This window comes from Nocardiopsis sp. NPDC006832 (assembly GCF_040635885.1).
GTDB lineage: Bacteria > Actinomycetota > Actinomycetes > Streptosporangiales > Streptosporangiaceae > Nocardiopsis.
Window position 1 is genome coordinate 20,201 of sequence record NZ_JBEYLC010000054.1, and the last position, 20,965, is coordinate 41,165.

At 68.1% G+C, this 20,965-nt stretch carries 16 protein-coding genes and 1 pseudogene; 13 read left to right on the forward strand and 4 right to left on the reverse strand.

Annotated elements, in window-relative coordinates; translation table 11 throughout:
* Nucleotides 1-47 precede the first annotated feature (47 nt).
* From ABZ717_RS22155 to gatA, 3 genes are all read left to right on the forward strand, one after another.
* Nucleotides 48-1,094, forward strand: coding sequence for a PQQ-binding-like beta-propeller repeat protein (locus ABZ717_RS22155; RefSeq protein WP_358513542.1), 1,047 nt, complete (start codon nt 48-50; stop codon nt 1,092-1,094).
* Nucleotides 1,095-1,175: 81 nt separating this feature from the next.
* Nucleotides 1,176-1,475 (forward strand): Asp-tRNA(Asn)/Glu-tRNA(Gln) amidotransferase subunit GatC, encoded by a 300-nt coding sequence (gene gatC, locus ABZ717_RS22160; protein WP_067602534.1) that lies wholly within the window; start codon nt 1,176-1,178, stop codon nt 1,473-1,475.
* The gene (gene gatA, locus ABZ717_RS22165) at nt 1,476-2,972 is read left to right on the forward strand and encodes an Asp-tRNA(Asn)/Glu-tRNA(Gln) amidotransferase subunit GatA (RefSeq protein ID WP_358513544.1); all 1,497 of its coding nucleotides are present in this window, start codon (nt 1,476-1,478) and stop codon (nt 2,970-2,972) included.
* A 76-nt stretch (nt 2,973-3,048) separates the two neighbouring features.
* Here the strand turns inward: gatA and ABZ717_RS22170 are convergent, their stop codons facing one another.
* The 4 genes from ABZ717_RS22170 to ABZ717_RS22185 all read right to left on the reverse strand — a co-directional run bounded on the left by ABZ717_RS22170 (nt 3,049) and on the right by ABZ717_RS22185 (nt 8,655).
* Nucleotides 3,049-4,212, reverse strand: a complete 1,164-nt coding sequence (locus tag ABZ717_RS22170) for a thioester domain-containing protein (protein WP_358513546.1) — start codon at nt 4,210-4,212, stop codon at nt 3,049-3,051.
* A gap of 331 nt (nt 4,213-4,543) precedes the next feature.
* Complete coding sequence (locus tag ABZ717_RS22175) at nt 4,544-5,752, reverse strand: thioester domain-containing protein (RefSeq protein ID WP_358513548.1); 1,209 nt, start codon at nt 5,750-5,752, stop codon at nt 4,544-4,546.
* Nucleotides 5,753-5,958: 206 nt separating this feature from the next.
* Nucleotides 5,959-7,167, reverse strand: a complete 1,209-nt coding sequence (locus tag ABZ717_RS22180) for a thioester domain-containing protein (protein WP_358513550.1) — start codon at nt 7,165-7,167, stop codon at nt 5,959-5,961.
* A 321-nt stretch (nt 7,168-7,488) separates the two neighbouring features.
* Nucleotides 7,489-8,655, reverse strand: coding sequence for a Cys-Gln thioester bond-forming surface protein (locus tag ABZ717_RS22185; protein ID WP_358513552.1), 1,167 nt, complete (start codon nt 8,653-8,655; stop codon nt 7,489-7,491).
* A gap of 249 nt (nt 8,656-8,904) precedes the next feature.
* Here ABZ717_RS22185 and gatB point away from each other — a divergent pair, with 249 nt between their 5' ends.
* The 10 genes and pseudogenes from gatB to ABZ717_RS22235 form a co-directional block, all read left to right on the forward strand.
* Nucleotides 8,905-10,416, forward strand: a complete 1,512-nt coding sequence (gatB, locus tag ABZ717_RS22190) for an Asp-tRNA(Asn)/Glu-tRNA(Gln) amidotransferase subunit GatB (RefSeq protein ID WP_358513553.1) — start codon at nt 8,905-8,907, stop codon at nt 10,414-10,416.
* A gap of 353 nt (nt 10,417-10,769) precedes the next feature.
* Nucleotides 10,770-13,475: an EAL domain-containing protein gene (locus ABZ717_RS22195; protein WP_358513555.1), complete on the forward strand. Its 2,706-nt coding sequence runs from the start codon at nt 10,770-10,772 to the stop codon at nt 13,473-13,475.
* 73 nt (nt 13,476-13,548) lie between these two features.
* Nucleotides 13,549-13,860, forward strand: coding sequence for a hypothetical protein (locus ABZ717_RS22200; RefSeq protein WP_358513557.1), 312 nt, complete (start codon nt 13,549-13,551; stop codon nt 13,858-13,860).
* Entirely contained in the window at nt 13,854-14,081 is a 228-nt protein-coding gene (locus ABZ717_RS22205) for a hypothetical protein (RefSeq protein ID WP_358513558.1), read from the forward strand. Before ABZ717_RS22200 ends, ABZ717_RS22205 begins: the two co-directional genes overlap by 7 nt.
* Nucleotides 14,082-14,421: 340 nt before the next feature.
* Nucleotides 14,422-16,248 carry an acetolactate synthase large subunit gene (locus ABZ717_RS22210; RefSeq protein WP_358513559.1) on the forward strand — a complete coding sequence of 609 codons (1,827 nt, stop codon included), beginning with the start codon at nt 14,422-14,424 and terminating at the stop codon, nt 16,246-16,248.
* Nucleotides 16,249-16,265: 17 nt separating this feature from the next.
* Entirely contained in the window at nt 16,266-16,790 is a 525-nt protein-coding gene (gene ilvN / locus ABZ717_RS22215) for an acetolactate synthase small subunit (RefSeq protein WP_358513561.1), read from the forward strand.
* 35 nt (nt 16,791-16,825) lie between these two features.
* Nucleotides 16,826-17,821: a ketol-acid reductoisomerase gene (gene ilvC / locus ABZ717_RS22220; protein WP_358513563.1), complete on the forward strand. Its 996-nt coding sequence runs from the start codon at nt 16,826-16,828 to the stop codon at nt 17,819-17,821.
* Between the two features lie 175 nt (nt 17,822-17,996).
* Complete coding sequence (serA, locus tag ABZ717_RS22225) at nt 17,997-19,586, forward strand: phosphoglycerate dehydrogenase (protein ID WP_358513565.1); 1,590 nt, start codon at nt 17,997-17,999, stop codon at nt 19,584-19,586.
* Between the two features lie 292 nt (nt 19,587-19,878).
* Entirely contained in the window at nt 19,879-20,286 is a 408-nt protein-coding gene (locus ABZ717_RS22230; protein WP_358513567.1) for a hypothetical protein, read from the forward strand.
* Between the two features lie 68 nt (nt 20,287-20,354).
* Nucleotides 20,355-20,965: pseudogene (locus tag ABZ717_RS22235) on the forward strand (hypothetical protein); the annotation flags it as partial.

The window sequence follows — 20,965 nt, forward strand, 5'->3', positions numbered from 1 at the left end:
CCCGGGGTGCAGATAGTCTGGTCGTCCGCAGGATAGATCAGGGAGTCGTGGTTCTTTTCGAGACTGGTGTCGTCGCTCTATCCGGTGAAACGGGCGAGGAGCTCTGGTCTTACCATGATCGAAGCCGGGAGTTCATTGGAAATGTCGCGAGTGGGGGTGAGTATGTCGTCCTTTACGACCAAGAGGAGTCACGGGTAGTGCTCTTTGAGAGCGATGCGGGGAGGATTGCATATGAGTACACGCAAGACTTGACGGGTATCGATTATACCCATGATTCTTCTTTCGGTCATTTGCGTCCTGCCATGGCCGGCATCACCGATGACACCTGGATTGTTCGTTGGGAGGACTCGGCCAGCTCTTATGACCTGTCAACCGGGGAACGACTGTGGTCCGTGTCGAACGTGCCGAACTGTTCCGATGTGGGCCAGGTGGATGACTTGACGGTGAGGAAGGATGTTGTGGTGGCCGCCACTACCTGCTTCGAACATCCTGAGGACGAGGAGACCGTGGCCTGGACAGTAGGGTGGGATTTCACATCGGAGCTGGTAGGGCTTTCCCCCGAGACGGGGGAGGAGCTCTGGCGCTTCGAACACACTATCGGGCGGATGCCCATCGACTCCCTGGAGCGCACCATCAGTTCACGTCCAGGTGGGCTTATATATGTCAATTACCCCGAATCCCATGATCTGGGAATTTCGCTGCTCGATATCGATACGGGAGAGGTGACATATTCGGATGCGCAAAATCTGCTGTGGGTCTCACCTGAGGGATCCCGGTTGGGCCTCTGGGACACCGAGGCCGGTGAATACCTGGTCCGGGACCGATCCGGCGCGAACGAGCGCACTCTGGAACCGGAGACCAGGGCCGAGGGAGTCAGGGTCGGGCTGGAGGACGGAGTGCTCTACCTGAACGAATGGACGGAGGACGCCTCCGCTTCCGAGGGGTTCGGACGGTTTGACGGGTTCGACGGGGACTCCACCTTCGTGTGGGACAAGGCGGAGGGGCTGAGTGTGCACCGGGCGCTGGACGTTCCCGGTGCGGTGGCGGTCTCCTACACGGCCGACGGTGAACCGGGTGTCATGGGACTCAGGTGACGGGGAACGGGACCGTGACACGGGCGGGGGCCAATAGGATTGTGCTGATCACCCGTCCGCCGAAGAAACGGTTCTCAACTGATGACCGCCATCACCCGCGATGAGGTCGCGCACCTCGCCCGGTTGTCACGGCTGGCGCTCGACGAGGGCGAGCTCGAAACGCTCGCCGCCCAGCTCGGTGACATCCTCACCGCCGTGGCCAAGGTGCAGGAGGTCGCCCAGGGCGACATCCCGCCGAGCTCGCACGCCCTGCCGCTGACCAACGTCTACCGCCCCGACGAGGCCAGGAACGGCCTCACTCCCGAGCAGGCCCTGGCCGGAGCCCCCGCGGTGGAGGACCAGCGCTTCCGGGTCCCGCGGATCCTTGGGGAGGAAGAGTAGATGAGCGACGTCATTCGTCTCAGTGCCGCCGAACTCGGTGCCGCGATCAAGGCGGGAGAGGTCTCCTCGGTGGAGGCCACCACCGCCTACCTCGACCGGATCGAGAAGGTCGACGGCGACATCGGCGCCTTCCTGCACGTGGGCCGCGAAGCCGCGCTGGAACAGGCCCGCGCGGTGGACGCCAAGCGTGCCCAGGGCACCGAACAGGGCCCCCTCGCGGGTGTGCCGATCGCGCACAAGGACGTGTTCACCACCCAGGACATGCCCACCACCGCGGCCTCCAAGATCCTCGAAGGTTGGCAGCCGCCCTACGACGCCACGGTCACCGCGCGCCTGCGCGAGGCCGGGATGGTCATCCTGGGCAAGACCAACATGGACGAGTTCGCCATGGGCTCCTCCACGGAGAACTCCGCCTACCAGCTCACCCGCAACCCGTGGGACACCGATCGCGTCCCGGGCGGTTCCTCCGGTGGTTCCTCGGCTGCCGTGGCCGCGTTCGAGGCCCCCCTGGCCACCGGAACCGACACCGGTGGTTCCATCCGCCAGCCCGCCGCCGTGTGCGGTCTGGTCGGTGGCAAGCCCACCTACGGCGGTTCCTCCCGCTACGGGATGATCGCCTTCGCCTCCTCCCTGGACACCCCGGGCCCGTTCGCGCGCAACGTGCTGGACGCCGCCCTGCTCCACGAGGCGTTCTCCGGACACGACCCGCGCGACTCCACTTCCATCGAGGCCGCGGTGCCGCAGGTGGTCGAGGCCGCCCGTAACGGCGACGTCGAGGGCCTGACCGTCGGCGTGGTCAAGGAACTGGACAACGACGGCTTCCAGCCGGGTGTGCGCCGGCGCTTCCGCGAGACCGTGGAGCTGCTGGAGTCCCTGGGTGCCAAGGTCGTCGAGGTGTCCTGCCCCAGCTTCGACGCCGCCCTGAGCGCCTACTACCTCATCGCGCCCAGCGAGGCCTCCTCCAACCTGGCCCGTTTCGACGCCATGCGGTACGGCCTGCGGGTGGGCGACGACGGTACGCGCAGCGCCGAGGAGGTCATGTCGCTGACCCGCGCCCAGGGCTTCGGTCCGGAGGTCAAGCGCCGGATCATGCTCGGCACCTACGCGCTGTCCAGCGGCTACTACGACGCCTTCTACGGCAGCGCCCAGCAGGTCCGCACGCTCATCAAGCGCGACTTCGAGGCCGCTTTCGAGAAGGTGGACGTGCTGGTCTCGCCGACCACGCCCACCACGGCCTTCCCGCTTGGTGAGCGCGCCGAGGACCCGATGGCGATGTACCTGGCCGACCTGTGCACGATCCCGTCCAACCTGGCCGGGAACGCGTCGCTGTCGGTGCCGTGCGGCCTGGCTCCGGAGGACGGCCTGCCGGTCGGCTTCCAGATCATGGCGCCGCCGCTGGCCGACGACCGTACCTACCGGGTCGCGGCCGCCGTCGAGCGCGCCCTGACCGACCGGGACGGTTCCCTGATCGCCCGCAGCCCCTACGCGGTCGCCTAGCGGCCGGTTCGGCATCACGAAGGCCCCGCACCCGTTCACGGGTGCGGGGCCTTCGGGCTGTTCGGGGCCGGGTGGGTTACTCGCCGGCCTGCGCCCTGCGGCGGCGGGTCAGATACATCACGCCCGTGCCGGCGGCGATCGCGACCAGGGCCGCGGCGACCAGGGCGATCACGGCGTTGCCGGTGAAGGCCAGACCGCCGGAGGTGGGTGTGGCGGCCTGGTCGGCCACCGGCGACGGGTCGGCTTCGGTGGTGGCCTCCACCTCCGGCGGGGTGCCGCCCGCGGCGTCCCACGCGATGGTGGCGGTGTCACCGATGACGATCTCGCTGTCCTCGGCGGAGATGAGCGTCTGGGTGGGCTCTTCGGAGTCCTCGCCCTTGAACAGGCGACCGGTCTCCACCGCCGCGGTCGTCTCCAGGACCAGCGTGGCCTCGCCCGCTTCGGCGTCCGCGGGCACGGAGAATGCCACCACGTCACCGTCGGACACCTCCTCGATGGTGTCGCCGCTGTCGGCGTCCACCACCTCGACCCCGTCGGGTCCCTCCACACCGACCGGGATGCTCTCCCCACTGGTCTCCACGGTGAACTCGCCGATGGTGTCCCCGGCCAGTCCGGAGTCCGCGTCGGGGCTGACGGTGAGCGGCGAGGCCGGCTCGTTCGGAAGTTCCTCGGCGTTGTCGATCAGGTGCCGGTACAGGTGTGTGACGTTTCCGGCGTTGACGTTGGTGTCCAGTTGGGGGCCCTGCTCGACCCGGTCCAGGTCCACGCCGTTGCTGAAGTGCCAGATGGCCGCCTGGGTGGCGGTGAGCGCCTCGGACTCGGTGAGCCTGGCCATCTCCGCCTCCTCCTGGAGATCCTCCACGTCCACCACCGGATAGGAGTTCTTCAGGATCCAGTGCACCTTGCCGGGATCGGTGAAGTCGCCCCGTCCCGGGTAGTTCTCCCACTGGTCCTCGCGGTACCAGGCGTCCTCGACCAGCCCGGTGCGCACGTCGATGCAGTAGGTGGTGAGCCGCTGGTCGCTCTCCTCCAGGTGGACGTTGAAGGTCGCGGTGGTGGTGTAGGGCTCGCCCGCCATGGTTACGGCGTGCCCGTGTTCGGCGACCCCGGTGTACCGACCCTCGACGGAACCGCGGTAGGGGGCGGGTTCGGCGGAGGCGGAGCCGGTCACGGAGAGGGGGACCAGGGACAGGGTGAGAGCGAGGAGAACGGAGGATGCGCGGCGGAACACGTGCGTCACTTCTCTTCCTGGGAGGTTGCGGAGAGAGGCTTTCACACTGGGTCACATGGAACAACGGATCTATTACGAACTGGCCGGTATCAGCCATTCGGACGACCACGGGTAAACCAAAGGGGCCCGCCCCCGTGCCATGCACGGGAACGGGCCCTATCGTTCAGCGCCGCCGCTTCGCTTTGGCGTGTTCGGGCGCCCCAAAAAGTCAGGAACCTTCGGCACCTCTGGTGTGATAGCGAAAAAACGTGCTATCCCACCGCCGGCACCTCCCCGGGTTTCCAGAGAACAGGGCCTGACGGCGCCCGAACGGACACTTCTCGCGACCTGGGAAGCGGGCTTAGGCGTCGGTGACGTCAGCGGCGCCGGCCTTGCGCTTGCGGCTCAGGTAGATGGCGCCACCACCGGCACCGAGGGCGGCGATGCCCGCGGCGACCAGGCCGGCCAGCGCTCCACCGGTCACCGGCAGGGTGGGCTCGTCCTCCTTGCCGGGGGCGGGCTTGTCGTCCTCTTCCGGCTCGTCGGTCGGGGTCGGCTTGGGGGCCGGCTCGTCGGTCTCGTCCGGGGTGGGCTTCGGCTCCGGCTCGGGCTCGGGCTCCGGCTCGGGGGCGGGCTGGTCGGCCGCGGCCCACTCGACACCGGCACCGGCCTGGACGGAGGTCTCGGTGTCCTCGGCGGTGATCAGCGTCTGGGTCGGCTTGTCGGGGTCCTCACCCTTGAACAGACGACCCCGCTGGATGGTGGAGGTGGTCTCCAGGGAGAAGGACGCCTGGCCGGCCTCCGCCTCCTCGGGGATGGAGAAGCCGACCTTGTCGCCGTTGTCGACGGCGTCGACCTTCTCACCGGTCTCGACGTCGACCAGCTCGACGCCCTCGGGGGCGTCCAGGGTGACCGGGATCTCCGAAGCGGTGGTGGAGACCACGAACTCGCCGACGGTCTCACCGGCCTTGCCGGTGGCCGAGTCCGGGCTGACGCTCAGGGACGCCGGCGACTGGGCCAGCTCCTCGGCGTTCTCGACCAGGTAGTCGTAGACGGCCTTCACCGCCGGCTTGTTGCGCTGGTCCAGGGACGCGCCGTTGCTGAAGTGCCAGATGGCGGCCTGGGTGGCGCCCAGAGCCTCTTCGTCGCTGACCCGGATGTTGGTGTCGGCGGCGGAGGCCAGCTCCGAACCGGACAGGGCCGGGTAGCCGTGCTGGAGAATCCAGAGGACCTTGCCGGGCTCGGAGTCGGCGAACGCGCCCTTGCCGGGGTAGTTCGCCCAGTCGTCCTCGTTGTACCAGGCGTTGGACCGGATGCCGGTCTCGATGTCGATGCAGTAAGTGATGGCCTTACCGCCGGCCTCGACGTCCAGGTTGAACAGGTTGGTGCCGATGGTGCGCCCGTCCATGTGGACCGTCACACCGGACTGGTGGTTGCTCGTGTACTGAGCGCGCACCACGTCGCCGTTGTCGGCCGCGGCGGGGGCGGCCAGACCGAGGGCGAGGAACGCGGCGGCGGAGGCCGCGACACCCGCGCGGGAGAAGGCGCGGGGGGAGGGGGAGAGCTTCAAGTCGTGTCCTGTCGCTAGGTGTTGTGCCACGTGTGTACGACAGCGGGGAGGGAGGAGAACAGATGCCCGAGTGGGCGGAGAGGGTTTGGGCTCTTTGGGCCCGGTGGCACAACAGTACCGATTTGTTCCTGTCCGATAATACCGAAGGGGCCCGTCCTTTGGAACGGGCCCCTCCTCCTTACCGTCTGGTAAGGGCGTGACGGTTGTTACGCGTCGGTGTCCTCAGCGGCGTCGCCGGCGCCGGCCTTGCGCTTGCGGCTCAGGTAGATGGCGCCACCACCGGCACCGAGGGCGGCGATGCCCGCGGCGACCAGGCCGGCCAGCGCTCCACCGGTCACCGGCAGGGTGGGCTCGTCGCTCTCGGCCGGGGGAGTGGGCTTGTCGTCGCCCGGCTCGCTGGGCTCCTCGCTGGGGGTCGGGGCAGGCTCGCTGGGCTCCTCGCTGGGGGTCGGGGTCGGCTCCGGCTCGGTCGGGGTCTCGCCCGCGGCCCAGGTGGCGGAGGCCGAAGCGGTGACCGAGGTCTCGTCACCGTCGACGGTGATCAGCGTCTGGGTGGGGACACTGGCGGACTTGCCCTGGAACAGACGGCCGGTCTCCACGGAGGAGGTCGCCTCCAGGGAGAAGGAGGCCTCGCCCGGCTCGGTGCCCTCGGGCACGGCGAAGCCGACCTTGTCGCCGTTGTCGACGGCGTCGACCTTCTCACCGGTCTCGACGTCGACCAGCTCGACACCCTCGGGGGCGTCCAGGGTGACCGGGATCTCCGCGGAGTTGGTGGAGATCTCGAACTCGCCGACGGTCGAACCGGCGGTGCCCTCGGCGGAGTTCGGGGTGATGCTCAGCGCGGCGCCGGGCTCCTCCTCGATGCTCTCGGCGTTGGCGGTCAGGTACTCGTAGACCGCCACGACGGCTTCGCTGTTGCCGTCGGAGAGGTCCATGTCGTTGCTGAAGTGCCAGATGGCGGCCTGGGTGGCGCCGAGGGCGTCCTCGTTGCTCAGACCCTCGACACCCGCGGCCTCACCGAGGGCGGCGGCGTCGGTGTTCGGGTAGGCGTTCTGCAGGATCCACAGGACCTTGCCGGGCTCGGCGAACTCGCCCTTGCCCGGGTAGTCGGCCCAGTCGTCTTCCTTGTACTCGGCCTGACCGACGATGTTGGTCCGGAAGTCGATGCAGTACATCGTGAGGACGCTGCCGTCGGTCAGTTCCAGGTTGAACAGGCTGGTCGGGACCGAGCTGCCGCCCATGTGGACCTTGGGACCGCTCTCGGCGTTGCCGATGTAGGTGCCCTCGGCGGAACCTTCGTAGGTCTCGACCTCGTCGGCGGCCGCGGGGGCGGCCAGACCGAAGGCCAGGAAGGCGGCCGCGGAGGCCGCGAGGCCGGTGCGGCCGACGATGCGGGGGAGGGAGAAGTTACTCAAGTTGTTTCCCGGTGTCTTATTAGGGGTGAACCGGATGATCCGCCGGTGCGGAAGTGAATGGACGCCACGGTCGGGGTCAGGGGGCGCGGAGCCATTTAGGGGGAGCGATCTCTCCGGGAGGGCCGTCAGACGCGGGAGGGGGCCGCGTGCTCCCTGGGTCGTCGATCGCCCGGCCGATACTAGCGAGACGGTTCGTGCTTTCCAACCCGCTTCACGAAAAATGTGGCCCATTACGGGCAAGTCCAAATCTGGGCAGGGCAAATCCGGATTGCGGCGAGATGTTATAGATCGAGGTCGGCGCGGTGAGGCTGTTTCGGCTGCCTAATCCCGACGCTTACGGCCCAGAACCAGGATGAGCAGGCCGGATACCACCAATGCACCCGCGATGACCAGGAGCCCCGACAGCCAGGTGCCGGTCAGGGCCAGACCATCCTCCTGATTTCGGTCCTCGTCTTTCGGGACCTCGGTCATGACTTCGGGTTCGTCCGCGGGTTCCTCGGCGGGTGCGGCCGTCGGCTCCGGTTCGGGGGTCGCCGGCTCGTCCGCGGTACCGGCCTCGGCGGGTTCCTCGGCGTGCCAGGTGACCGTCGCGGTGGTGGAACTGGTGGCGGTACCCGGTTCCGCGGTGATGAGCGGCTGGGTGCGCACCCCCTCGCGGCCGGTGAACAGACGCCCCTCCGGGAGGGGGACGCCCGGGCCGCGCGCGTGCACGGTGGCCACCCCGGCCGGTACCGACGGGTCGACGTCGAGGTAGACCTCGTCACCGTCGGAGACCTTCGAGACCTCCTGACCCGCGGAGTCCACGAGCCAGGACGCGGGTGCGCCGCGCACGGACACCTGCACATCCCCCTCACCCGAACTGGACACCGTCAACGGGCCCAAGGGCTCGCCCGGCGCGATCTCCTCCACCTGGGTGGGGGAGAGCTCCAACGATCGGGCGGTCGTGCCGCCCTCGGTGGCGGAGCTGCCCTCGACCAGGTGGTCGAAAAGGTGCAGCATCTCGTCGGAGTTGCCCTCGGTGCCGGGGTCCACGTCGTCCAACACGTGCCACAGCGCGGCCTGGGTGGCGGCGATCGCCGTGTGCTCCTCAAGGACCGGCAACCCGGCCTCGGAGGCCAACGACGTCAGCGGCAGGTTGGGGTAGGAGTGACGCACGATCCAGTTCGCGCGGTCGGCCGGGTCCGTCTCCCGGGCCGTGGCCGTCCACTCCGGGCGGTCCGCCCACGCGGACTCGACGTAGGCGGTACTCGGACGCACCTCCTCGTCCACCATCATCGCGTAGGCGCGCACAGAGTCCTCGTCGGCCACACGCAGGCTGAACAGGGCCGTCTGTAGTTCCCGGCCGTCTTCGAGCAGGACCGGGGCACCCGCCATCGGGTCGCGGTCCACGCGCGAGAAACCGTCGGCGTGGACGGGTGAAGTGGAGAGGGCGCCGATCAGCGTGCTCGCGCAAAGCAACGCGGCGCACCGACGCAGGATGCCGGACATGCTCAGGCGCTCCCGTGCGGAAGGGCGGTTGGGGCGACCCTGCCCCGACCGGCGAATTCGTGTTTCCTGGCAATCAAGACTAACGGTCCGGCACCCTGGGTGACGGTAGATCTCCTCCTTAGCGGCCCAATCGTGCGCTCGCCGTGACATCCGTTTGTCCCGCGAGGGTCGGGAACGGGCACAGAGGGCCCCTCGACCTCGGTAGGCTGACCTGGAAGGTATGTCCTCTACTGAAACGGGTTTGCGGCGATGGCCCACGCGGTAACTCCTAGCTTCGAGCAGGCGCTGACCAGGTACGAACCTGTGCTCGGCCTGGAGACCCACATCGAACTGGGCACCGCCTCCAAGATGTTCTGCTCATGCCCGACCGCGTTCGGTGCCGAGCCCAACACCCAGGTGTGCCCGGTGTGTCTGGCCTTCCCCGGCTCCTTGCCGGTGGTCAACGAGAAGGCGGTGGAGGGCGCGATCCGTCTGGGGTTGGCGCTCAACTGCTCCATCGCCCCATGGGGCAGGTTCGCGCGGAAGAACTACTTCTACCCGGACATGCCGAAGAACTACCAGATCTCGCAGTACGACGAGCCGATCTGCGTCGACGGACACCTGGACGTCACGGTCGACACCCCCGACGGCCCGCGCGAGTTCCGCATCGAGATCGAGCGCGTGCACATGGAGGAGGACACCGGCAAGTCCTCCCACGTGGGTGGTTCCACCGGGCGGATCCACGGCGCCAGCCACTCCAACGTGGACTACAACCGCGCCGGCATCCCGTTGCTGGAGATCGTCACCAAGCCCATCACCGGCACCGGTGGGCTCGCCCCGCTGGTGGCCCGCGCCTACGCCGCCGAGCTGCGCGACCTGGTCCGTTCCCTGGGCATCTCCGACGTGCGCATGGAGGAGGGCTCCATGCGCTGCGACGTGAACGTGTCCATCAACGAGATCGGTGCCTCGAAGTGGGGCACCCGTAGCGAGACCAAGAACGTCAACTCGCTTCGCTCGGTGGAACGCTCCGTGACCTCGGAGATCGAGCGTCAGGCCGGCGTGCTCGACGCGGGGGAGCGCGTGGTCCAGGAGACCCGCCACTTCCAGGAGCAGCTGGGCCGTAGCACCTCGGGCCGCTCCAAGGAGGAGGCCCAGGACTACCGCTACTTCCCGGACCCCGACCTGGTCCCGGTCGCTCCGTCGGCCGAGTGGATCGAGGAACTGCGCGCCACCCTGCCCGAGCTGCCCGCCGCCCAGCGGGCCCGGATCAAGACCGAGTGGAAGCTCACCGACACCGAGCTGCGCGACCTGGTCAACGCCGACGCCATCGTTCTGGTGGAGGCCACCGTGGCCGAGGGCGCACCCTCGGCCGAGGCCCGCAAGCTGTGGCTGAACGAGCTCTCGCGCCGCGCGACCGAGCAGGAGGTGGAGCTGGGCGCGCTGCCCATCACCCCCGCGCAGGTGGCCCGGATCATCGCGCTGGTCGCCGAGGGTACGCTCACCAACAAGCTCGCCCGTCAGGTGGTCGAGGGTGTCCTCGCCGGCGAGGGCGAGCCCGACGCCGTGGTGGAGGCGCGCGGCCTCAAGGTCGTCAGCGACGACGGTGCGCTCGGTGCGGCCGTCGACGAGGCGATCGCGGCCAACCCCGACGCCGCGGACAAGGTGCGCGGTGGCAAGGTCGCCGCGGCCGGCGCCCTGGTCGGCGCCGTCATGAAGGCCACCCGTGGTCAGGCCGACGCGGGCCGGGCCCGCGAACTCATCCTGGAGAAGCTCTCCGGCTGAGCCGAGGTTCCCGCCTTGGACCCGGCACCCGCAACGGTGTCGGTCCGAGGCTTACACGGAGCCTTCCAGGCTTCATGCGGCGTCGTGGGGCGGTAGGGGCCCCGCGGCGCCGATCCCTTTTTCAGGAGCGGGGCCAGGGGCGGGTGCGGGGGACGGGTTGAACCTGAAACCGAGGTGACCGAGAGTAGCCGTTCCGTCGCCATCTCTCAGCCGGTCCTCAATCGCCGTGTGACCTTGGTTGCGTAGGGTGTCCATGCATGGGGTGCGTGCGTTCCACCGCGTCCTGAGTCGAGAAATACACGAGGTGGGTGCTCCATGTCCGAGGAGAGAGCCAGGCGTTGGGGAGGCCCCTGATGGGTCTCAAGGCACGCCGGCTTGCGGTGTTCGGTTTGGGCGCGCTCTTTCTCCTCTATCTCCTGGGGACGTTGATCCCGGCGGGGGAGAGCACGGTCGCGGACGCCCTCGGGCAGTGGCCCGGGGCCGTGGTCGCGGGCGCCGCGGGCGCGTCCTTGTTGTTGGCCGCCAAACGCTGGGCTCGAACCGGAGCCGATCGGGACGCGCACGTCGACGGGGCGGACGGCCCGGCCGCGCTGAGGTTCCTCGGCTTCTCGGCCCTGGCCTGGTGCGCGGGTGCCCTGACCCACGCCATCACCCGGACGTTCAGCGCCGGGTCGGTCTTCTCCCTCACCCTGGGCGACCTGTTCGCCTTGGTCGCGCTGCCACTCTTCGTGATCGGTTTCACCAAGTTCGCGCCTTGGCCGGGTGGACTGCGCACGGCGATCCGGCACATCACCGACAGCTACGTGTGCGCCGCCGCGGTGTTCTCCGTGGTGTGGGTCCTGTTGTTCTCGCCGTTGTACGAGGAGCTGGGCCAAGGGGCGGGGCTGCTCGGGTTCGCGCTGGTGTACCCGGTGGCCGACATCGTGGTGTTGTGCCTGCTCATCCCGCTGGTGTTCATGTCGCCGCACAGCACCCGGCGCGCGGTGCTGGTGGCGACCGGAGCCCTCATCGCCATCGCCGCCTCCGACATGATCGGCGCGGTCACCCGCCTCACCGGGCCGCCGGTGGCCGGGGGGATCGAACAGCCGGTGCGGTTCCTGGGCTTCGCGCTGTTGGGCGCGCTTCCGTGGCTGGTGGAGCACCGGCCGGGCGCCGAGCCGCGCCGGATCACCGGACGTGGGCTGTACCGGTTCGCCCCCGAGTTCGCCGCCCTGGCCTCGGTCCTGGCCGCCACCGTCGTGCTCACCGCCGGGGCGTTGCGGATGTCCGAGGTCGCCGCGGTCCTGCCGATCGCCGCGGGCACCGCCGTGATCGTGCTCGTGGTGCGCGTGCTGGGAATGCTGGAGGAGAACGCCACCCTCACCCGCATGGTCCGCAACCGTGAGGGGCACTTCAACGAACTGGCCCGCAACAGCGGCGACGTCATCCTGGTGCTGGATCGCGACGGCGGGGTGTTCTACCTCAGCCCGGGCACCGCCGAGGCGTTCGGCTACCGGCTGGACGACGTGCTCGCCGCGCCGGTGACCACGCTCATCCACCCCGAGGACCTGTCGCGCACCAACGCCGTCCTGGACCTGTTCGACCAACGCAGCGGCCAGGGGGTGCACCTGCGGCTGCGGGTACGGGCCGCGGACGGGACCTGGCGGCACACCGAGTCCACCGTCTCGCTCTACGAACAGCCCGGCGAACCCGACCGGCTGCTGGTGACCACCCGCGACATCAGTGCTCAGGTGGCCCTGCAGGACCAGGTGGAGCACCTGACCTTCCACGATGGTGTGACGGGCCTGCCCAACCGGGCCTATCTGGAGGAGAGGGCCAGCGACGTGCTGGCGCACCGGGCCATCAACGACGAGCACACCGGCGACGTCGCGGTGATCTTCCTGGACCTGGACGGGTTCACGGCGGTCAACGACTCCGCCGGACACGTGCGGGGCGACCACATGCTGGGGCAGGCCGCGCGCCGGTTGCGCGGTGAGCTGGACTCCAACGCCACCCTGGCGCGCTGGGGCGGCGACGAGTTCGCGGTCCTGGTCGAGGACGTTCCCAAGGCCCAGCGCGTGGTGGACCTGGCCGAACGTCTGGGCCGGGTGATCGCCTCCGAACCCTTCCAGGTGGCCGACCGCGACATCCTGCTGACCGCGAGCATCGGGGTGGCCTTCGCCGAACCCTCCACGGACAGCGGTGAGCTGCTGCGCAACGCCGACGTGGCGATGACCCGGGCCAAGGAGCGCGGCGCGGGCAACGTCGAGGTCTACGCGGCCCACATGCACGACATGGTCGTGTCCCGGCTGGAGTTGCAGATCCGGCTGCGCCAGGCGCTCAGCAACGGTGAGTTCTTCCTGGAGTACCAGCCGATCGTGGACCTGGGGACGTCCCAGGTCACCGCGGTGGAGGCGTTGGTGCGCTGGGACCGTGACGGCGAGGTCGTCGGCCCGGACGCGTTCATCGGCGCGGCCGAGGAGTCGGGGCTGATCGTGCCGCTGGGGGAGTGGATCCTGCGTGAGGCCTGCGAGAAGGTCGCCGTGTGGCGGGTCTCGGACTGGGACATCGGCCTGTCGGTGAACCTCTCGGTCAAGCAGGTGCTGTCGCCCCGCTTCGTGCGTGCCGTGGAGGGCGTCCTCAACGAGACGGGCCTGTCCTCGGAGGTGCTGACCCTGGAGGTGGACGAGGAGGTCCTCCTCGACGACCAGGGTGACGCGGTGGAGCGCCTCGGCGAGCTCCGCGGCCTGGGTGTTCGGCTGGCCATCGACGACTACGGCATGGGGTACGCGTCCCTGGCCCACCTGCGGGAGCTGAGCGTGGACGCCATCAAGATCGACCCTTCGTTCATCGCCGACCTGGGCCGCGATGACACGGTCACCCTGCTCACCCACACGATCGTCCAACTGGGACGAGACCTGGGCGTCCAGGTGGTCGCCGAGGGCATCGAACGCCCCGAGCAGCTGGAGCAGCTGCGGGTGATGGGTTGCGACCACGGACAGGGTTTCCTGGTGGCCCGCCCGATGCCCGCGAGCGGCGTGGAGTCCCTCGTCGGTGGCGAAGCCGGCGTCAACCTGTAGGACGAACCACCACCAAACCGGATGTAGCGCTGTTCACCTGCGGAGACGCGGATATGGGCGCTAATTTTCCGGCATGCCCTCTCATCAGCACGAGTTCCCACTCGACCTGATCCGCAACGATCCCGCGTCTGTGGTCGAACTCCTCAAGGAGATCACCGGTAAGCCGTTGCCGGAGTTCACCCGTGTCCGTTGCGACTCCGCCGAGGCCACGAGCACGGCGCTGACTCACCTGACCTCGGATTCGGTGGTGGTCTGCGAACGGCCGCCCTACCCGCACGAGAAGCGGGACGATCCGGTTCCCGTTCTGGGGATCATCGTCGAACCTATGCGCTCGCGGCCCTCTCCGTCGCGGCTCCCGGAGCATTGGAGAAGCTCATCATGCTGAAGGACTACGAGTTCAAGACCGAACTGATCGGGCGGCCTTTCCGAGAGGGGCGCGCGGAGGGGCGTGTCGAGGCCTTGCTCGGGTTCCTTGAGGCCAGGGAGATCAAGGTGTCCGAGGCGGCTCGGGAACGGATCACCGGCACCACCGACATCGCCGTTCTGGACGCGATGTTGCGCAAGGCGGCACACGTCGAGCGGGTCGAGGACCTCTTCGGGGAGTAGTTCGAGATGGACTGTTAAGTCCGGCTCGGGGTGGATGTGTCCGACCCCTGTCACGTGTTCTGTGTTACACGCGGCAGGGGTCCTTCGTGTATATATGCAGGCCAGGGCGTTTCTCGGTGGTTCGAGTCTCGCCGGATGTTGAAATCGGCGTCTTGCATGGTGAGACAATACGTGGAACCGGTTGACGCGAACGGGCCCCTTCGGCCAATGTTGACAGCGTGCAGAACAACCTCCTGATTCTCGTACTTGGTCGGCGCGCAGCCCACTGAGTTTCTTCTGCTGCGCGCCACCCCTCGACCGCCACCGGGCGGTGGGGGTTTTTTTATTGCCGCACCAGGCCATGAGACCGGAAACCACCACTTCCAGAGCTCCACCGCCGCTCTGGACATCGCTGAAGGATCTTGAGATGACCGAGCAGATGACCGGCGCCCAATCGCTGATCAGGTCGCTGGAGCACGTCGGCGTTGACACTGTCTTCGGGATTCCCGGCGGCGCCATCCTCCCCGCGTACGACCCCCTCTACGATTCGGCCAAGGTGCGCCACATCCTGATGCGCCACGAGCAAGGGGCCGGGCACGCGGCCGAGGGCTACGCCTACGCCACGGGACGCCCCGGGGTCTGTATGGCCACCAGCGGCCCGGGCGCCACCAACCTGGTCACACCGCTGGCCGACGCCCACATGGACTCCGTCCCGATGGTCGCCATCACCGGCCAGGTCGCCGCCCCGATGATCGGCACCGACGCCTTCCAGGAAGCCGACATCTGCGGCATCACGATGCCGATCACCAAGCACAACTTCCTGGTCAAGGACGTGCGCGACATCCCGCGCACCATCGCCGAGGCCTTCCACATCGCCTCCAGCGGTCGCCCCGGTCCGGTCCTGGTCGACATCTCCAAGGACGCCCTGCAGGCCGCCGCCGAGTTCGTCTGGCCCGAGCGCCTGGACCTGCCCGGCTACCGCCCGGTCACCAAGCCGCACGGCAAGCAGGTCCGCGAGGCCGCCCGGATGATCGCCGAGGCCAAGCGCCCCGTCCTGTACGTGGGCGGAGGGGTCCTGCGCGCCAACGCCGCCGCCGAACTGCGGGTCCTGGCCGAACTCACCGGCGTCCCCGTGGTCACCACCCTGATGGCCCGCGGTGTCTTCCCCGACTCGCACCCGCAGTACGTGGGCATGCCGGGCATGCACGGCGACGTCGCCGCCGTCGGAGCGCTGCAGCAGGCCGACCTCATCTTCGCCCTGGGCGCTCGCTTCGACGACCGCGTCACCGGCCGGCTGGACAGCTTCGCCCCCGACGCCAAGGTCGTCCACGCCGACATCGACCCCGCCGAGATCTCCAAGAACCGGCACGCGGACGTTCCCATCGTCGGCGACGCCCGAGAGGTCCTCGCCGATATGGTCGTGGCCGTGCGCGCCGACCAGGAGAAGGGCCGCCAGGGCGACTACGAGGCCTGGTGGAACCGGCTGAACCAGCTGCGCACCACCTACCCCAAGGGCTACGACGTCCCCGACGACGACTCCCTGTCGCCGCAGGCCGTCATCGAGCGCCTGGGCCAGGTCGTGGGCCCCGAGGCCACCTACGTGGCGGGCGTCGGCCAGCACCAGATGTGGGCCGCGCAGTTCATCGACTACGAGCGCCCCGGCTCCTTCGTCAACTCCGGTGGTCTGGGCACCATGGGCTTCTCCGTCCCGGCCGCCCTCGGCGCCAAGGCCGGCGACCCCGACCGCGTGGTCTGGGCGGTCGACGGTGACGGCTGCTTCCAGATGACCAACCAGGAACTCGCCACCTGCGCCGTCGAGGGCATCCCGATCAAGGTCGCCATCGTCAACAACGGCAACCTGGGCATGGTCCGCCAGTGGCAGACCCTGTTCTACGAGGGCCGCTACTCCAACACCGACCTGCAGACCTCACCGAAGGACGAGAAGGTCCGGATTCCGGACTTCGTGCGCCTGTCCGAGGCCTACGGTTGTGTCGGACTGCGTTGCGAACGCCCCGAGGACATCGACGCCACCATCGAGAAGGCGATGTCGATCAACGACGTCCCCGTGGTCGTCGACTTCACCGTCAACCACGACGCCATGGTCTGGCCGATGGTCGGTCCCGGCGTCAGCAACGACAACATCCAGTACGCGCGGGACATGGCGCCGAACTGGGAACACCAGGACTAGGAGAAGGCCGAACAAGCATGAGCAGTCACACGCTTTCCGTTCTGGTGGAGGACACCCCGGGCATCCTCGCCCGAGCCTCCGCTCTCTTCTCCCGTCGTGGGTTCAACATCGACTCACTCAGTGTCAGCACCACTGAGTACCCCGGTCTGTCCAGGATGACGATCGCGGTCAACTGCGACCTCCACCCTTTGGAGCAGGTGACCAAACAGCTCAACAAGCTGGTCAACGTCGTCAAGATCGTGGAGATGGACACCACCGCGTCGGTGCAGCGCGAGCTGCTCTTGATCAAGGTCAAGGCCGACGCGAACAGCCGCACCCATGTGCTTCAGACGGCCGAGCTCTTCCGCGCGCATGTCGTGGACGTCAGCCCGGACGTCGTCGTCATCGAGGCCACCGGCGACCCCGAGAAACTCGATGCCCTGGTCAAGAATCTGGAACCCTTCGGAATCAGGGAACTGGTCAAGTCAGGGCTGGTCGCCCTGGGCCGGGGACCGCGTTCGATCACCGACCGCTCCCTGCGAGCGATCGAACGCAGCGCCTGAGCCCCCGAGAACGCAGAAACAAGGAGTAATCCCAAGTGGCAGCAGAGATGTACTACGACGACGCCGCGGACCTCGCGCTCATCCAGAGCAAGAAGGTCGCCGTGATCGGTTACGGCAGCCAGGGTCACGCGCACGCGCTGTCGCTGCGGGACTCGGGCGTGGACGTCCGCATCGGTCTGGCCGAAGGCTCCAAGAGCCGCGCCAAGGTCGAGGAGGAGGGCCTGCGCGTCCTCACCCCCGCGGAGGCCACCCGCGAGGCCGACGTCATCATGATCCTGGTCCCCGACCACATCCAGCGTGACCTCTACACCGAGGAGATCGCCCCCAACCTTGAATCCGGCAACGCGCTGTTCTTCGCGCACGGCTTCAGCATCCGCTATGGCCTCATCAAGGCCCCCGAGGGTGTCGACGTCGCCATGGTCGCCCCGAAGGGCCCCGGCCACCTGGTCCGTCGCCAGTACGAGGCCGGGCGCGGCGTGCCCTGCCTGGTCGCGGTCGAGAGGGACGACAGCGGACAGGCCTGGGACCTGGCCCTGTCCTGGGCCAAGGGCATCGGCGGCACCAAGGCCGGCGTCATCAAGACCACCTTCACCGAGGAGACCGAGACCGACCTGTTCGGTGAGCAGACGGTGCTGTGCGGTGGCACGGAGGAGCTGGTCAAGGCCGGTTTCGCCACCCTCGTGGAGGCGGGCTACCAGCCGGAGATCGCCTACTTCGAGTGCCTGCACGAGCTGAAGCTGATCGTCGACCTCCTGTACGAGGGCGGCATCTCCAAGATGAACTGGTCGATCTCGGACAACGCCGAGTACGGCGGCTACACCCGTGGCCCGCGTCTGATCACCGAGCAGACCCGCGAGGAGATGCGCAAGATCCTCGGCGAGATCCAGGACGGCACCTACGCCAAGGAGCTCATGGACGAGTTCGACAACGGCAAGCCGACCTTCACCAAGCGTCGTGAGGCCGAGCAGGCCGAGCAGATCGAGAAGGTGGGCGCCGAGCTGCGTCCGCTGATGAGCTGGCTCAAGGCCTGAAGCTCACGGGATTCGTGATCGAGGGGGGAAGGTGAGACATCTTTCCCCCCTTTTTCCGCCCCTTGCCCAGTGGGCTTCCCTACCCCACAGGTAGACTTTGGATCGGCCGTCACACCCGATTCGGGCAGCGCCTCCACCTGCGCGATCGGGTCGCACCACCTGAAAAGGAACCGTTGTGCCCAAACCCGTCGTACTCGTCGCGGAAAAGCTCTCGCCCGCCGGAATCGCGCTTCTCGAAGAGGACTTCGAAGTCCGTCATGTGGACGGTGCGGACCGGTCCCTGCTCCTTCCCGCCCTGACCGGCGTCGACGCCCTGATCGTGCGCAGCGCGACCCAGGTGGACGCCGAGGCCGTCGGCGCGGCCGATCGCCTCCAGGTCGTGGCCCGCGCGGGTGTGGGCCTGGACAACGTCGACGTGGACGCGGCCACCAAGGCCGGCGTGCTCGTCGTCAACGCCCCCACCTCCAACATCATCAGCGCCGCCGAGCAGGCCATCAACCTGCTGCTGGCCAGCGCCCGTAACACCGCCCCCGCGCACAACGCCCTCATCAACGGTGAGTGGAAGCGCTCCAAGTACACGGGTGTGGAGCTGTACGAGAAGGTCGTCGGCGTGGTCGGCCTCGGCCGTATCGGCGCGCTGGTCGCCCAGCGCCTGCTCGCGTTCGGCACCAAGGTCATCGCCTACGACCCGTTCGTGCAGCCGGCCCGCGCCGCGCAGATCGGCGTGGAGATGACCACGCTCGACGACCTCTTGGCGCGCGCCGACTTCATCACCATCCACCTGCCCAAGAACAAGGACACCCTGGGCCTCATCGGCGACGAGGCGCTGTCCAAGGTCAAGCCCTCGGTCCGGGTCATCAACGCCGCGCGCGGCGGCATCCTCGACGAGGACGCCCTGTACCGGGCCATCAAGGAGGGGCGCGTGGCCGGCGCGGGCATCGACGTGTTCGCCAAGGAGCCGACCACCGACAGCCCGCTGTTCGAGTTCGAGAACGTCGTGGTGGCCCCGCACCTGGGCGCCAGCACCTCCGAGGCGCAGGAGAAGGCCGGTACCCAGGTCGCCCGTTCGGTGAAGCTGGCCCTGTCGGGCGAGTTCGTGCCGGACGCGGTGAACGTGCAGGGCACCGGCGTGGCCGAGGAGATCAAGCCGGGTCTGCCGCTCACCGAGAAGCTGGGTCGGGTGTTCACGTCGCTGGCCGGCGCGCTCGCCGCCCGCATCGACGTCGAGGTGCGGGGCGAGATCGCCCAGCACGACGTGAAGGTGCTGGAGTTGGCCGCGCTCAAGGGTGTGTTCACCGACGTGGTCGAGGACACCGTGACGTTCGTGAACGCGCCGTTGTTGGCCAAGGAGCGCGGGGTCGAGGTCAACCTCGTGACCAGCGACGACAGCAGCGACTGGCGCAACCTGATCTCGGTGCGCGGTGTGCTGGCCGACGGCACCCGGGTGTCGGTCTCCGGTACCCTCACCGGTCCCCGTCAGACCGAGAAGCTGGTGGAGATCAACAACTACACGATGGAGATCGGCCTCGACGAGCACATGGTGTTCCTCTCCTACGAGGACCGCCCCGGCATCGTCGGCAAGGTCGGCGCGCTGCTCGGTGATTCCGAGGTCAACATCGCGGGCATGCAGGTCATCCGGGACAAGGAGGGCGGCAAGGCGCTGATCGCGCTGACCGTCGACTCCGCGGTGCCGGACGAGATCCTGATCTCGATCGGCGCGGAGATCGAGGCGGACATAGTCCGCCAGATCGACCTGGAGAACTGACTCCGGGCCGGTGGTACGGGGCCGTTCCGTCCAGATTTCGTTAATCGATCTCTGGTCGGGGCGGCCTTTCTGTTGTGTTAATGGCCTTATGTGTTACTGGGGATGATCGTTCCTAATTGCCGATTCGGTGTTTGAATGTGCATCAAGAATTGGCAAAATTATGGGACGTGCATCTGTTCGGAACTTGCTGCCTCCGGGATAGTGGAATCGTGTCCTCGGGCCGGCCGCATGTGAGCGTTCTTCGTGGTCGGTTTTGGAGGAACCCCACCGATCTGTTCGAATGGAGCTCGAATTGCGATTTCTGCGACGTCGTCCTGTTCTCCTGTTCCTGTCTTCCACGGTCGCGGTGTCCACGATGCTCGGACTGTTGTTCGCTCAAGGGCTGATCGACGTTTGGTCGGCCGTGCAGATCACGGCTCTGGCGGCGCTCTCCGGCCTGGTGGTGCTGCTCGTGATCCAGGTGCGGCGTACCACTGTTCAGATCAGGCAATTGCGACGTGGTTTCGATCGACAGGTGCGAGAGGTCGCCGAGATCGCTGGGGAGAATCGGGCCGAACTGTTCGGCCGGGCCGATGAGTTGACCGATCGATTGGACTCCGTGGCCGATTCGGTGACCGAACTGCGCACGGAGATCCGTGACGGGTTGTCCGATGTGCAGGTATTCGGGGGTGCCTCGGTGGCCGCTCGGGTGGTCTCGTGATGGATGGAGTTCTGGCCGAGGCCCTCGGGGGGCGTGGGCAGGGGCGTCTGGTGCTGTGCCATATCGGTGTGCGAACCGCACCGAACCTTGCCCGCCCTGAGCCCGGAATCGAGGTTGTCGACCTGCGGCGCGCGGCCGGGCGCCCGTTCGCGGGGGCCATCGAACGCTTCGTTCTCCTCGCGGCGACCACGGCGGACCTGCGTGCCGCCGTCCCCCTGAGCGGTGGGCTGCCGTCGGCCACTGAGGTCCGGATCGTGGTCATGGCCTCGGCCCCCCACATCGGGCCGCCCTTTCCGGTGGTGCCAGGTTCGGGGCAGTGGGAAGGGCTGCTGGACTTCCACGTGGGTCGCCTGTCGGACCGGGGTTGGTCCTGCGCGTTGACCTTCACCGATCCGGTGGAGGTCCAGGCGGTCCTTCGTGCGGTCGCCCAGGGGATGGTGGGCGGTCGCCAGGGCCGGGAAGTACCGGTGCCGGAGAGCTCGGACGGTGCCGTCGGCGTGGGCCCCACCTGGGAGGAGTTGGGCCGCCCCGGCGCGTTGGTCGGTCGTGCTGGCGGGCCGGGTGTGTCGGTGGGGGGTGTTCCCGCTGTGGATGAGCGGGTGGTGAATCCGATGGGGTTCACGAGGTCTTCGTCGGCCAAGGTGGGGCGGTTGGTTTCGCGGGGTGGTCGTTGGGTGTT

Bases quoted from the DNA above. Each gene is read 5' to 3' on its own strand.
- gatB (WP_358513553.1), top strand. From the start codon at position 8,905: ATGGCCCACGCGGTAACTCCTAGCTTCGAGCAGGCGCTGACCAGGTAC.
- gatC (WP_067602534.1), top strand. From the start codon at position 1,176: ATGACCGCCATCACCCGCGATGAGGTCGCGCACCTCGCCCGGTTGTCA.
- ABZ717_RS22200 (WP_358513557.1), top strand. From the start codon at position 13,549: ATGCCCTCTCATCAGCACGAGTTCCCACTCGACCTGATCCGCAACGAT.
- ABZ717_RS22205 (WP_358513558.1), top strand. From the start codon at position 13,854: ATGCTGAAGGACTACGAGTTCAAGACCGAACTGATCGGGCGGCCTTTC.
- ABZ717_RS22195 (WP_358513555.1), top strand. From the start codon at position 10,770: ATGGGTCTCAAGGCACGCCGGCTTGCGGTGTTCGGTTTGGGCGCGCTC.
- gatA (WP_358513544.1), top strand. From the start codon at position 1,476: ATGAGCGACGTCATTCGTCTCAGTGCCGCCGAACTCGGTGCCGCGATC.
- ABZ717_RS22210 (WP_358513559.1), top strand. From the start codon at position 14,422: ATGAGACCGGAAACCACCACTTCCAGAGCTCCACCGCCGCTCTGGACA.
- ilvN (WP_358513561.1), top strand. From the start codon at position 16,266: ATGAGCAGTCACACGCTTTCCGTTCTGGTGGAGGACACCCCGGGCATC.
- ABZ717_RS22185 (WP_358513552.1), bottom strand. From the start codon at position 8,655: ATGTCCGGCATCCTGCGTCGGTGCGCCGCGTTGCTTTGCGCGAGCACG.